This window comes from Actinocrispum wychmicini, assembly GCF_004345645.1.
Lineage (GTDB): Bacteria > Actinomycetota > Actinomycetes > Mycobacteriales > Pseudonocardiaceae > Kibdelosporangium > Kibdelosporangium wychmicini.
On sequence record NZ_SLWS01000001.1, the window covers coordinates 386,141 to 398,614 of the forward strand.

Sequence of the window (12,474 nt, forward strand, 5' to 3'; positions counted from 1 at the left end):
CTCGTCGCAAGTGGAGTTATGTGGCGAGCGTCACTCCGCACCGGCGGTCTGTCCAGCAGATGAAGAGTCGAGCGGTCAGTCCTGCTCGGTGAACTGCGCCCGGGGATGTGGCCGGCGAAGTTCCGCCAGACGGTCCATAGTGACCGCTCCCCGGCGCTCCAACTCCTTGCGGCTGATCCAGCCGGCGGCGAAGTGGCGGTAGCTCTGCGCGAGCATCACCAGCTCGGCGAGATAGTCCGCGGCTCGGCGGCGGCTGTCCTCGGGCAATCGGGATACCAGGGCCAACTGGTTGGCCACCACATCGTCCAACACTTTCGCGGACCTCAGCGCGCGCTTGGCCCGCCGACCATCACCGACCGTCCTGCTCAGCAGCCCCAACACCGTGACCCATCACCTCTTCGTGCACTGAACTCGAGCGAGAATCCGAACTCAGCGTAGCCGATAACCTGTCCGTGGCAACGGCCGCCATCTGTCGACAAAGGATTCGCTCAGCGGCCGGTGCGCGTTACCGCCATTCAGGTGTAACGGGACCACCTGGCGTGGGTATCTCCGCGCCGGAAATCGTCGAGCCGCCGCATGAGTTCGGGGCGTACATCCGGATTGCTGCGGACACTCGGCAGCACACTCGTGATCAGTTTCAGCTCTCTGACCTCGCGCAACACCGCGAACCCAGCCCATCGGGTGACATCCCAGCCGTAACTGCGAGCCATCTCACGGTACGTACGCGGCGGCTCGCCGAACCGGCCCACGCCGACCGCGACCGGGGTCAGATCCCACTCCGGCGGCCCCAGGCAAGTGGAATCGAAATCACACAACACCGGGCCGTCCGGCGACGAAATGAGATTCCCCAGGTGGGCGTCACCGTGCACGACCGCGGTCGGCCGCGGGAACACCAGATCGGCCAGTGCCTCCTGCAGCCGGGCACAGCAGGCCAGCAGGAAGTCCCGGTCGTCGTCGTCGAGGTCCTCGGCGTCGTCCACCCGTCGCCGTACGTCGTCCAACGGGTCCCAGGACGGCAGGTGGAACGTTGGCGGCGGCAGCCGGTGGATCCGCCCCAACAAGGCGCCGAGATCGTGGCCCCGGGGCGGCTGGCCACCGGACGGGACCACGTCCCACACCGTGGCCAGGTGGGCACCCACCTGGATGGGCTGCTCGACGCCGGCGGACAGGCGCACCGCCGGGATGTCGTGCTCGGCGAGCCAGCCGGCGATCCGGACGACCTTGTGCACCCGGTGCCGCAGCCCGTGCGAGCCGACGATCCGGACCACAGCCTGGTCGCCGGCCAGCCGGTAGACCGCGTTGTTCGTGAACCGGAGCAGCGTCGCACCTTCGGCGTCCAGGCCGAGCCGCGCGCAGATCTCCCGCAACACCGCCGCCAGCCGTTCCCTGCTGAACCGGCCTTCATGCGAAGCGGTCATGGAACGAGCCGCGGGACCGGTCGGCTCAGGCGTTGTCGTCGAAGTACTTGTGCAGGACGTCGGAGAGCTCACGGGCCTGGGTGTTGTTCCGGCGCTTGTCCGCCTCCAGCTTGAGCGGTCGCATCCGGTCCTTCGTCCGCCCGGAGGTGAGGTTCTCGGCCAGGTCGACCGTTGCGCGGCCAAGCTTGGCACCGTGGTCCATATCGCCTTCAAGCAGGTGGTTGATGGCCAGCGCGCCCATGTTGAACGCCTTGCTGCGGGCCATGTCGTCGCCGTACCCGTCGATCGCGCGCTGCAGCGCCGGGATGGCGTACTTGGTGTGCTTGACGTCGACTTCCTGGGCGAGCGCGGTGTGCACCGTGCCGATCATCGCGTAGACGTCGGTCTCGTTGAAGAACTTCACCCAGGTCTCGGCGCCGTCCAGGTCGGCGCGGGCGAACTCGTCCCGGGTCCGGCCGAGCAGTTTCATCGTCTGCTCACGCTGGCCCATCATCGCGTAGGCCCATGCCTCGTTCGCGCACAGCACCGCCACAGCCAGCTCCGAGCCGGAGTTCTGGGCGGCGATCTGGCCGAGCGAGAAGATCTTCAGCGCGTCGTTGGGCGCACCGTTGTGCAGGTAGACGCGGCCCATCCGGTACAGGATGTTGGCCACCAGCGGCTCGCTGCGGCCCTCCTTGGCCAGCTCGAGCCCCTTGCCGAAGTGGTTGCGGGCGGAATCGATCAGGCCGATGTCGAACGACGTCCAACCGGCCAGGTTGTGCAGGTCGGCCAGGGCGACATGCAGTCTTTGCTTGACCACGTCGGTGGCCGAGGCGCCCAGCATCTGCTGTCCCCAGGACAGCTGCGCGATCACCGCGTCGCGACACGAACCGCCGCCGTACTGGTAGTCCAACGACCGCAACGCCCTGGTGGCGGCTTCCACCTGGCGGACGTCCGTCATCCCGATCCGGCCGGGTGCCGGCGTGGAGATCGGGTTGGAGACCCACGGCCCGGAGTCCGCGCCGAACACGTTCGCGCCCATGGTGACGGCCGCGGCGTGCGCGAGGAACTTCCGACGTTTCACCGACTCTGCCTCCTCGGGGGTCTGGTCGTCCACTGTCGCGACGACCCGAACCCGTGTCTCCTCGTCATACGCGAGGCCCATGTAACCCCTTGGAACACCCAGGCCATGGGCGATCCTCGCGAGCACGTCATAGGCCATGACCTGGCGACCTTTGAGGATCTCCGATACCTCGGACTGCGACTGGCCGGTCTGCGCCGCTATCTGCCGCTGCGAGATGCCGTGCTTCCGCAACAGCCGGTAGACCTGACTGATCTCCCTGCCCGCCAGTGCTGACCGCATCTCTGGTTTCTCCCAGACATCGGCTGTCACCACAGCACCTTGTGACCCGGTGGAGTTCACTCGCGCCCCCTTGCAGTCCGTTGGGCGTCATCCGAAGCGTAAACACAATGCGCCGGCGGCGAGAAGTGCCGTTCAGCCAGGATGATAGGTCGGGCCGAACTTCGGTGACCGCTTATCGTCGAACCCGGTCCGATCAGCGCTGTATCGCCCCGCTGGCGTTTGCTGGGTACCAATCTAGTTTCTGGTAAGCATTCGAGCACGGAGGGAAACTTCAGATCGTGGACCTGGTCGGCTCGACAGTGACGCACCCCGCACGCGTGGCCGTTCCCCCCTCGGCGGACCCACCTGGCCTCAGGGACCTGCGTGGCTCCTTCGAGGGCCGCCGGGTATGGCACGTCAGCTGCGGCGATGTCATCAACCGCGATCGGTGCCTCACGGTGCTAGTGGATGACAACAAGGTGGTGCTCGTCGGACCTCCCGGCGAGACCGCGGTCCTGTCGTCTGGCCAGCTCGGCCAGCTTCGGGACGCCCTACGAGAAGCCGCCGAGCAGGCGGAAAGGTGACGGTGAGGAGATCGTGGACGAGATACTCGGCCAGGTCCTGCGTAACGCGGTGTGGGAACGTCTCGACATGCTCTCGGAGCTGGCGGACCGCGCCGACGCCCCGTCGCTGCTCTCGGTGGCCCGCTCCGAACTTCCCCGGCTGACCGAGGGGTGGCGGGCCATGCTCTCCGCCCACGAGCCGGATGAGCGTGGCAACTGTCCGACTTGTTCCACCCGGTGGCGCCAGCAGAAGGCGCCCTGCTCAGTGTGGCGTGCCGCGTACGAGCACCTGGTCGCCGGTGGCCTCGCCCCGGCCGGTGGCCGGCACGTCCGCAGGGCCACCACCACCCCGCGCCGTGTGGTGGCCGGCGCGCGCTGATAGAGCCGGCGGTCCGTTCGCCCGTCCCCCCGAGCGAGGCGAACGGGCCGCCTCCCAAGGTCACGCCACCGACCGAACTCGCACCACGAAGAATCCGGCGATGAGAGTCGCGAGCGCGGAAGCGCCGAACAGTCCCTGGTAGCCGAGGCCGGCGATCAGGCCGGACGCGATAAGTGGCGCGAAGACCTGCGGCAACGAGTTGGCGATGTTGATGACCCCGAGGTCCTTGGCCCGGTCGGCCGCGGCCGGCAGCACCTGGGTCAGCAGCGCGATCGCGACCGCCCAGTAGATACCGAACCCGGCGCCGAGCAGCGGCGCGGCGATCAAACCGGCGGTCCACGTCTCGGACACGACGAGCACGAGCGCGGCCACCGCCATCAGTGCGACCGACAGCAACACGTACGGCTTCCGACGGCCGGACTTGTCCGAGAAGACGCCGGCCAGCACGGCGCCGGCGATCAGCGCGATGCCGTAGAACGACATCAGGACCAGCAACGATCCCTCGGGATCGGGCAGGTGAACCGCGTCCTTGAGGAAGAACAGCAGGTAGAACGTGCCGAGCGCGTTCCCCAACTGGATCATGAAGTGACAGCCCCACGCCCACGCGAAGTCAGGGTGCCGCTTCGGTGAGACCCACAGTTCCAATTTCGTGGTCGGCCGCAGTTGCTTCGGCAGGACCGCGTCCGGCGTGAGCAACACGAACACCAACCCGCCCGCGACCACGACCGCCGCCGACGCGAGATAGCCGCCAGGCAGTGACGTCACCAACTCGGTCACGAGCAGCGCGCCGAGCACGGTGCCGAACATCTGGCTGATCCCGATGAACCCACCCACCTGGGCGCGCTGCGCCACCGGCACCCGGTCGGGAATCGCGGAGAGCAGACTCGCGAGCATGCCGTTCACACCCGCCTGAACCAGACACCACCCGATCACCATCACCGGCACGTTCCCGGCGGTGGACAGCACGACGAGCCCGGCCGCGCCGACGAGCGCACCGGCGACGGTCCACGGGTGGCGGCGGCCGAAGCGGGACGTGGTGCGGTCGGACAGCAGGCCCACCAACGGGTTCACCACCATGGCGACCGCACCGCCGACTCCGGTGACGATCCCGAAGACGAGTTCCTTGTCGGTGCGCGCGAGCAGTTCGGCCTGTTCGGGCAGGAGCACCTGGATGGGTGCGTAGATCGCCAGCCACAGTCCCAGGTTCGCCAGGAAGAGCAGGGTCAGCCAGCCGGCGCGGACCCGGGTGACCGGCTCAGACAGCGCGGTTGTCACGCACGACCTCCCGGTACCAGTGGGGCGTCGTCCCGGGTGACGCCCTCGATCTGGAACGCGGACCTCGACACACCCCACAGGAACCCGTCCGGGACCATCGCCACCTCCTCGTGGAATGTGAAATTCGTTCGGATACTAGATGCGATGTCGCTCACACGCCAGCGCCCGTTTCACGGCAAGATAGGTTCTGAACAGAGGAGACACAGTGGCGAGTCCGACCCCCCTGCGGCGTAAGCCGGTCCAGCAGCGCAGCGCGAAGCGCGTCGAGCAGATGCTCGAAGCGTGCGCCGCCCTGATCGAGGAGGTCGGTTATGACGGTGTGACGACAACACTGATCGCGGAGCGCGCCGGTGTGGCGGTCGGTTCGCTGTACCAATTCTTCCCGGACAAGCGAGCGGTCGTCCGCGAGATGACCCGGCGCAACCTCGAACGGTTCCTCCGTCTGGTCACTGACCGGTTCGAAGCCACCCCGCCGGTGCACTGGTGGGACGCGGTCGACCTGGCGATCGACAGCTACGTCCAGATGCACCGGACCGTCCCCGGCTTCGCCAAACTCCACTTCGGCGACGTGGTGGACCTCGAACTGCTGGACGACGGCTCCGGAAAGCACAACAACGAAGTGGTCGCCGAGCAGCTCACCGAGATCGTCGCGGCCAAGGCCGGGATCCCGGTCGAGGACCTTCGCCTGCCGATCACCATCGCGGTCGAAGCCACCGACGGCATCCACAAGCTCGCCTTCCGCCGGGACCCCCAGGGCGACCAGGTGATCATCGACGAGGGCAAGGAACTCCTCCGCCAGTACCTGTCCAGCAAGCTCGACCGTTAACGTTCGAATTTTTCGAATATTTCGCTTTTTTCGACCACCTCCGGTACGGTGAGTAGCAAGGCGATCACCAACCAGGAGAACTCCCATGACCATCGCGCCCGAGAGGCACACCGTGCTACCGCCTGACGGCGAGGAAAGTGCCGTCGTCAAGGCCCTGAAGGACCTGCTGGCCGCGAGTGACGCGCCACCGAGACTGATCGGGCCGGACGGCACCGAGATCACGGTGCCCCCAGCCGTCCACCACGTCCTGGTCGACGTCGTGAACCTGCTGGACCGCGGCCTGGCCGTCACGGTCGACTCACACAACACGCTGCTGACCACCCAGGAAGCAGCGGACATCCTGAACGTGTCCCGGCCGACACTGGTCCGTCTGCTCACCGAGGACGAGATCCCGCACGAGTACCGCGGCAAACACCGCCGAGTCCTCCTGGCCGACGTACTGGCCTACAAGGAGCGAGCCCGCGTCCGGCGCCGCAAGGTCCTCGACGAGATGCTTCGCGAAGCGCATGAGTCAGGCGATCTTGACCGTACCGACGTGTTCATCCGGACCCGCTAGTGACGCCTATCCCCGCGTTCCTGGACGCCTGTGTCCTGGTCCCGATACGGCTGACCGACCTACTGTTGCGACTGGCCGAAGCCGGCGTTTACAGTCCACTGTGGTCATTCGACGTGTTGTACGAGGTTGAGCAAAATCTTCCCAAGCTCGGCATCTCCGCACTCAAAGCTCTGCGGCGTACCGACAAGATGCGTCAGGAGTTCCCTGAAGCCGAGGTCACCGGATACGAAGCTCTGATCCCGGGCATGACAAATCACCCCAAGGACAGGCATGTGCTCGCAGCTGCGGTAACCGGTGGCGCGGCGGTCATCGTCACGGCCAACCTCAGAGACTTCCAAGGGCCTGCTCTCAAGCCGCACAAGCTTGTGGCGACCCACCCGGACGACTTCCTTGTGGCTCTGCTCGACACCCACTTCGAAGTCACAGTCCGGTGTGTCCGAGAACAATTCGTCGAGCTTACTAACCCGCCCGTTTCGCTGGAACAGTTCGTCATCAGTCTCGCACGTACTGTGCCTCGGTTCACCGGCTTGGTGCGGCCCTATCTGCCTTGAGCAGGGGCTCTCACCTGCGAGGACCGTCGTTCCACGTGGATCATTGTCAGCCGAAGTTGACGCCTTCGCCTCGGTAGGTGGGCACGGTTCGTTCGATTCGGTCGCCGCGGATCAGGTGGTACTCCTGGAAGCGCTCGGCCAGTTCGCCGGCTTTGGCGTGCCGCAGCCAGACGCGGTCGCCGAGTCGCAATGTGTCGGCGGCCTTGCCGACCACCGGGGTCTGCACTTCGCCGGCGCCTTCGAGGCCGAGCAGCTTGACTCCCTCGGGAAACACCGGCAGTGGTTGCCGGTCGGCGGTCGCGGTGCCTGAGGCTATGTAGCCGCCGGAGAACAGGGTGGCTATCCCCGCGGCGGGCCGGCGTACGACCGGCAGCGCGAACAGCGCGGCGGGGCGCGGCTGGAAGTTCCGGTATCCGTCGAACAGTCCGGGCGCCAGCAGTCCGGACCCGGCGGCCACCTCGGTCACCGAAGGGTCGGACGATGTCAGTTCCAGGCTTCCGGTTCCGCCGCCGTTCACGAACTCAAGTGGTGTGACCGCGCGGACGGCGGCGACAGTGGCCGAGCGCCGGCGGATCAGCTCGGGCCCGGACCGGCCCTGCATCCAGTGGATGATCGATCCGCGGAGCCGCTGACCGGGTGGGGCGTCGCCGAGACCGGCGATCTGGCCCTCGTACGACATGATCCCGACCAGCGAGAACCCGGGCCGCCGAACGATCTCGGCGGCCAGCCGGGTGGCCTGGCGGGCGGTCCGGATCGGCGATCGCCGGGTGCCCACGTGGATTCCCGGCAGCGGCCGCCAGGACGCGTCGAGTTCCAGGCAGACTCGGATGGGAGGATGGTCGATTCCCAGGGCCCGGTCGATCAGGTCCAGATGCTCGGTGGAGTCGACGACGATGGACGTGGCCCGCAGGGCGTGGGTGTCGGCGGCGAGTTCTCGGAGCGCGGAATGGTCGGTTGTCGGGTAGGCCACCAGGATGTCCGTGTCGGCGAGCGGGCCGGTGCGCCACTGGGCCACCAGCCACAGGGCCTCGCGCAGGGAGTACGACATCACGCCGGCGTAGCCGGGCATGGCCAGCGCGCGTTCCAGCAGGTAACGGACCCGGATGGACTTGCTGGCGACCCGGATCGGCCGCCCGTTGGCGCGGTCGACCATGGACCGCGCGTTGGCGTCGAAACTGTCCAGGTCGACCACGGCCAGTGGCGGGTCGAGCCCTTTGGTCGCGGTGTCCAGGTTCGCCTGCTGCGTCACCCGTCCACAGTACGTCGAGTTCCCTTGAAATGTGAATAGATTTCACTTACGGTGGCCGAACTGTGCTGCCGCGGAGGTCAAAAGGATGCCCGTGCAAACCACCCAGTGGACCAACTGGGCGCGGACGGCCAAGGCCGTGCCCGCGTCGATCGAGAAGCCGGGCAGCCTCGGTGAGATCTCGGAGGCAGTGACCTCCGCGGCCAAGGCGGGCCGGAAGGTCAAGGCGCTCGGCTCCGGCCACTCGTTCACCGAGATCGCGGTCGCCGACCGGGCCGCCGCGCTGGACCTGTCGAACTGGACCGGCATCCAGGTGGCCGACCGCGAGTCCGGCCTGGTCACGGTCCGCGCGGGCACCACGATCAAGCAGCTGAACGCCGGCCTGGACCGGCTCGGCCTGGCCATGACCAATCTCGGTGACATCGACGCCCAAACCATCTCGGGCGCCATCTCGACCGGCACGCACGGCACCGGGGCCAAGATCGGCGGCATCGCCACCCAGGTCGCCGCCCTCGAACTGGTCCTCGCCGACGGCACGGTCGTGCGTTGCTCCAACGACGAACGACCGGACCTGTTCAACGCCGCCCGGATCGGCCTTGGCGCGCTCGGGATCATCTCCTCGGTGACCCTCCGCTGCGAGCCGTCGTTCTGCCTGCAGGCAGACGAGCGGCCGGAGCCTCTGGAAGCCGTGATCGAGCAGGTCGACGAGCTGGTCACCGGGCACGACCACATGGAGTTCTACTGGTTCCCCTACGGGAACAAGGCGCTGGTGAAACGAAACAACCGCCTACCGCTCGACGCGCCGGTCCGACCGCTCAGCCCGACCCGGCGGTTCTTCGAGTACACGGTCATGGAGAACACCGCGCTCGCCGTGATGTGCGGCCTCGGCAAAACCGTCCGTGGCCTGGTCAAACCGCTCAACCGGCTGGCGTCGGTCGCACTGTCCCCACGCAGCTACAGCGACACGTCCCATCGCGTGTTCGTCAGCTCGAGGAACGTACGGTTCGTCGAGTCGGAGTACGCGGTCCCGCGTGAGTCGCTGCTCGACGTGCTCGCCGAGCTGCGTGCGCTCGTGCCGAAGCTGGCCGACCCGGTGATGTTCCCGGTCGAGGTCCGGGTCGCGGCCGCCGACGATATCTGGCTGTCAACTGCCTACCAGCGGGATTCCGCGTATTTCGCGATTCACCAGTATCTCGGCATGCCGTACCGCGAGTATTTCGCCGGCTTCGAGGCGATCGTGGCCCGGGTCGGCGGCCGTCCGCACTGGGGCAAGATGCACACTTTGGACGCGAGCGTGCTACGGGAGCGTTATCCCCGATTCGGGGATTTCCAGAAGGTTCGCGACGAGGTCGACCCGGATCGCTTGTTCTCCAACGCTTATCTGGAACGGGTGCTCGGCAGTTGACCGATCGCGATTTCCACCGGTGTTTCGCCGCGGGTCAACTCCAGGGTTAGCCCAATAGTGTGTTCGTTGTCCAACAGTCCTACGAGGACTGCCGCGACGTCCTCTCTGGGCACCTGGCCGACGGGGATGTTCGGCTCGGCCAACCGAACCAGCCCGTTGCCCGGCGAGTCCAACAGGCCGCCCGGCCGCAGGATCGTCCAGTCGAGATCGCGGGCCCGCAGGTCGTCCTCAGCGGCCGCCTTGGCCTTGAGGTAGACCCGGAACGTCTCGTCGACCGAAGGGTCGTCGGCCCGCTCCACGTTGATCGAGCCGATCTGCACGAACCGCCGGACACCGGCAAGTTGGGCCGCTTGGGCGAACAGCGCGGACGCCGCCCTGTCGACAGTGTCTTTGCGTGCGTTGCCGCTGCCTGGTCCCGCGCCCGCGGCGAACACGGCGGCGTCCGCGCCGTCCAACGACTTGGCGACTTCTTCGGCGGTGGTGTGTTCGAGATCGAGAACGACCGGTTCGGCACCGGCCTCCCGCAGGTCGTCCGCCTGCTCGGGGTTGCGGATCAGCCCGACCGGCTGGTCGCCGCGCGCGGAAAGCAGGCGCTCAAGGTGCAGGGCGATCTTGCCGTGTCCGCCGGCGATGACTACGCGCATACCCGCCAGCGTAGAACGATCGGCTCAGGCCGACAGAACGCGCTCGTACGCGACTTCGTTGACCCAACGGGACACCGCGTCGATGCCTGCGGCCACCCTGCGGTCGTTGCGGCCAGGCAGGTCCAGCTCCACCCCGTTGTCCGGGTCGGCACTGACCACCGCGATGCCATAGGTCCGCGCCCGCGGCAGGCAGTTCGCCAGGTAGTCGTGCGTCAACACGACCGACGACGGCACGACCATCGCGGTCTCGCCGTACCGCGCGAACGGCGCCAGCGCCGCGAGGCCGGTCCGCCAGTGCCGGACAACCGCGAGCACGCCGACGATCCGCACCGCGGCGGCCGGGACCTGCCCGGCGAATTCGGGCCACACCCACGTGGAAACAGTGGCGCGGTCGGTGACCGGCGCCTGGCCGAGACATATCCGCTCGGCGTGCGCGTCCGGCAACAGCTCCGCGACGAGGGACACCCGACGGCCCAACAGGGTCATCGGCGGGAGCGCCACCCCCGGCCAGCCGAGCTGGGCGACGGCCGCGGACGCGAGCTCGTCGTCGGGGGCGGGCAGTTCGACGGCGGACGGCGTCGGCAGTGATGTGACGTCATCGCTCACTGCCATTCGTCCTGGAATGCCGGTCACGAAGCCCCGCCTCCTCTACCTCGACCGTGCCCCCTGGTGGTCACGGGCCGAACTGGTACATGGAATTTGGTACCAGCTCCAAGCCGCCCCACGGAGCCCCGCAACCGCCCCGGCGACCAACGGCGCCGAGCGGTCGGTGACCGGTCGATAAGCAGTAGCCGGTCTTCGGCCGGGCAATGCTGCCGTCCGGGTGAGATGTATGCCAGCCGGCCCAAACCCCCGACCACCGACGGTAGAAGGTCACAAAAAGGTGTCCCCAGTCACAAATACCTGAACTACACACCTGTAGTTCAACCCAAAGGGGAAGCAATAGAGGCAACAACACCCAACCCCAACAAGAACCCCTCCGAGCAAACTTTCAACCAAGCAACCAAACCCCCAAGCCCCAACGCGTGTCATAAAAGCCCCCAGCAACCAAGGCCAGCCAAGCCTAAGCAACCCCCGGCCGAAGAAGAGAAGCGGCCGACAAGCCCACCGAACAAGAGACCCCGCCAAGGCAAGACCAACCCACCAGCAAGCCCAGCAACAACACCCGTCAAGCCAACGCCACGAAGCACAGGTATGACAGCGCAGACGCGACACACCCCAGACCCATCCAACGAGCCCCACCAGCGAAGCCGCAGGCAAGCAGGCCAGCCCAAAGGGCGGCCACGCAGCGAAGAACCGCTGAAAGCGGTAGACTGGAGGTCATTGGAGAAGCGAGGCGGCGATAGCCGCACGTGGGGGGTTTGGGGGGCTCGGCCCCCCAAAATAATCCACGGAGTCCACCAGGGAAGCGCGAAGCGCGACCATACTCCCCCGACGACGTGGGCGAGGAGGGAGTTGAACCCTCACGTCCTTTCGGACACACGGACCTGAACCGTGCGCGTCTGCCATTCCGCCACTCGCCCTGAAGTGACCGCGGAAGCGTAGCACGGGGTTTGGGGGCGTTTCGCACGGGGTTGGAACATCCCGGTGTCTCGGGGGCCACACCCGGATACGATCGGGGGAGGAACGACGCGTGAAGGGATGAACCGTGGGCCTCGTACAGCGCTTCGAGCGCCGTCTCGAAGGCATCGTGGGCAATACCTTCGCTCGTGTGTTCGGTGGCAACGTCGTGCCGCAGGAGGTGGCACAGGCGTTGCAGAGGGAGAGTGAGGACAACATCCGTGAGCTGGCCGGTGGCCGGCTGCTGGCCCCCAACCACTACGTCGTGCAGTTGGGACCGGCGGACCATGACCGGTTGGCTGGCGGAGACGAGGAACGTATCGTCACGCTCCTCACGGACGTCGTCGCGGAGAATCTCACCGAGCACGGGTGGGACACCTACGGTGACGTCGTAGTCTCCCTGGAGCGCTCCGACGCGCTGCACACCGGGCAGTTCCGAACACGCTCGTCCGTCGACCCTGACGTAAGCCGACGGCCGGCATCACCTCGCAACGCAGGAGACCGATCCATGAGCCAGCCTCCCGGCTACGGCCACCAACCGCATGAAGGTGACCCGTACGGCCAGCAAGGCCAGTACGGATACGGCCAGGGCCAGTACGGCAACGATCAGCAACACGGCCAGCAGCAACAGCAGGGCGGCTACGGCCAGCAGGCGCAGCAGCCCGGTGGCTACGACCAGGGCTATGGCCAGCAGGCGCAGCAGGGCGGTTACGGCCAGCAGCCCGGCTAC

14 protein-coding genes and 1 tRNA gene are annotated in these 12,474 nt (G+C 67.1%); 7 read left to right on the top strand and 8 right to left on the bottom strand.

Translation table 11 applies throughout. From position 1 onward, the window contains the following. Positions 1-75: 75 nt before the first annotated feature. The 3 genes from EV192_RS01915 to EV192_RS01925 all read right to left on the bottom strand — a co-directional run bounded on the left by EV192_RS01915 (position 76) and on the right by EV192_RS01925 (position 2,760). Positions 76-381, bottom strand: a complete 306-nt coding sequence (locus EV192_RS01915) for a hypothetical protein (protein WP_132110478.1) — start codon at positions 379-381, stop codon at positions 76-78. Between the two features lie 134 nt (positions 382-515). Then, positions 516-1,418 (bottom strand): phosphotransferase family protein, encoded by a 903-nt coding sequence (locus EV192_RS01920; protein WP_132110480.1) that lies wholly within the window; start codon positions 1,416-1,418, stop codon positions 516-518. A 25-nt stretch (positions 1,419-1,443) separates the two neighbouring features. Beyond that, entirely contained in the window at positions 1,444-2,760 is a 1,317-nt protein-coding gene (locus EV192_RS01925; protein ID WP_132112848.1) for a helix-turn-helix domain-containing protein, read from the bottom strand. 275 nt (positions 2,761-3,035) lie between these two features. Between EV192_RS01925 and EV192_RS57270 the strand changes: the two genes are divergently transcribed. Together EV192_RS57270 and EV192_RS01935 are read left to right on the top strand one after the other, a co-directional pair. Next, positions 3,036-3,323, top strand: coding sequence for a hypothetical protein (locus EV192_RS57270; RefSeq protein ID WP_424923345.1), 288 nt, complete (start codon positions 3,036-3,038; stop codon positions 3,321-3,323). A gap of 13 nt (positions 3,324-3,336) precedes the next feature. Continuing rightward, entirely contained in the window at positions 3,337-3,681 is a 345-nt protein-coding gene (locus EV192_RS01935; protein ID WP_132110482.1) for a hypothetical protein, read from the top strand. A gap of 60 nt (positions 3,682-3,741) precedes the next feature. On the opposite strand, the gene EV192_RS01940 is transcribed toward EV192_RS01935, so the two are convergent. Further along, a complete protein-coding gene (locus EV192_RS01940) occupies positions 3,742-4,956 on the bottom strand; it encodes an MFS transporter (protein ID WP_132110484.1) in 1,215 nt (404 codons plus the stop codon). A 205-nt stretch (positions 4,957-5,161) separates the two neighbouring features. Between EV192_RS01940 and EV192_RS01950 the strand changes: the two genes are divergently transcribed. The 3 genes from EV192_RS01950 (at position 5,162) to EV192_RS01960 (ending at position 6,889) form a co-directional block, all read left to right on the top strand. Next, on the top strand, positions 5,162-5,782 hold the full coding sequence (locus EV192_RS01950) for a TetR/AcrR family transcriptional regulator (RefSeq protein ID WP_243726575.1): 621 nt from the start codon (positions 5,162-5,164) through the stop codon (positions 5,780-5,782). Positions 5,783-5,867: 85 nt separating this feature from the next. Then, the gene (locus tag EV192_RS01955; RefSeq protein WP_132110489.1) at positions 5,868-6,338 is read left to right on the top strand and encodes a helix-turn-helix domain-containing protein; all 471 of its coding nucleotides are present in this window, start codon (positions 5,868-5,870) and stop codon (positions 6,336-6,338) included. Continuing rightward, the gene (locus EV192_RS01960) at positions 6,338-6,889 is read left to right on the top strand and encodes a VapC50 family PIN domain-containing toxin (RefSeq protein ID WP_279492651.1); all 552 of its coding nucleotides are present in this window, start codon (positions 6,338-6,340) and stop codon (positions 6,887-6,889) included. The genes EV192_RS01955 and EV192_RS01960 overlap by 1 nt, the downstream gene beginning before the upstream one ends. Before the next feature lie 46 nt (positions 6,890-6,935). On the opposite strand, the gene EV192_RS01965 is transcribed toward EV192_RS01960, so the two are convergent. Next, positions 6,936-8,138: an amino acid deaminase/aldolase gene (locus tag EV192_RS01965; RefSeq protein ID WP_132110491.1), complete on the bottom strand. Its 1,203-nt coding sequence runs from the start codon at positions 8,136-8,138 to the stop codon at positions 6,936-6,938. An 85-nt stretch (positions 8,139-8,223) separates the two neighbouring features. On the opposite strand from EV192_RS01965, the gene EV192_RS01970 reads away from it, so the two are divergent. Next, positions 8,224-9,540, top strand: coding sequence for a D-arabinono-1,4-lactone oxidase (locus EV192_RS01970; RefSeq protein WP_132110493.1), 1,317 nt, complete (start codon positions 8,224-8,226; stop codon positions 9,538-9,540). On the opposite strand, the gene EV192_RS01975 is transcribed toward EV192_RS01970, so the two are convergent. The 3 genes from EV192_RS01975 to EV192_RS01985 form a co-directional block, all read right to left on the bottom strand. Continuing rightward, positions 9,513-10,184 (bottom strand): NAD(P)H-binding protein, encoded by a 672-nt coding sequence (locus tag EV192_RS01975; RefSeq protein ID WP_132110495.1) that lies wholly within the window; start codon positions 10,182-10,184, stop codon positions 9,513-9,515. The two genes, EV192_RS01970 and EV192_RS01975, sit on opposite strands and share 28 nt — an antisense overlap. A gap of 24 nt (positions 10,185-10,208) precedes the next feature. Continuing rightward, positions 10,209-10,796, bottom strand: coding sequence for a hypothetical protein (locus EV192_RS01980; RefSeq protein ID WP_243726577.1), 588 nt, complete (start codon positions 10,794-10,796; stop codon positions 10,209-10,211). 828 nt (positions 10,797-11,624) lie between these two features. Beyond that, a tRNA-Leu gene (locus EV192_RS01985) sits at positions 11,625-11,707 on the bottom strand. 125 nt (positions 11,708-11,832) lie between these two features. Here EV192_RS01985 and EV192_RS55455 point away from each other — a divergent pair. Next, positions 11,833-12,474, top strand: a 642-nt coding sequence (locus tag EV192_RS55455) for a DUF3662 domain-containing protein (RefSeq protein ID WP_132112858.1), incomplete at its 3' end; no start/stop codon positions are given.

Bases quoted from the DNA above. Each gene is read 5' to 3' on its own strand.
- EV192_RS01920 (WP_132110480.1), bottom strand. From the start codon at position 1,418: ATGACCGCTTCGCATGAAGGCCGGTTCAGCAGGGAACGGCTGGCGGCG.
- EV192_RS01925 (WP_132112848.1), bottom strand. From the start codon at position 2,760: ATGCGGTCAGCACTGGCGGGCAGGGAGATCAGTCAGGTCTACCGGCTG.
- EV192_RS01955 (WP_132110489.1), top strand. From the start codon at position 5,868: ATGACCATCGCGCCCGAGAGGCACACCGTGCTACCGCCTGACGGCGAG.
- EV192_RS01970 (WP_132110493.1), top strand. From the start codon at position 8,224: ATGCCCGTGCAAACCACCCAGTGGACCAACTGGGCGCGGACGGCCAAG.
- EV192_RS01975 (WP_132110495.1), bottom strand. From the start codon at position 10,184: ATGCGCGTAGTCATCGCCGGCGGACACGGCAAGATCGCCCTGCACCTT.
- EV192_RS01980 (WP_243726577.1), bottom strand. From the start codon at position 10,796: ATGGCAGTGAGCGATGACGTCACATCACTGCCGACGCCGTCCGCCGTC.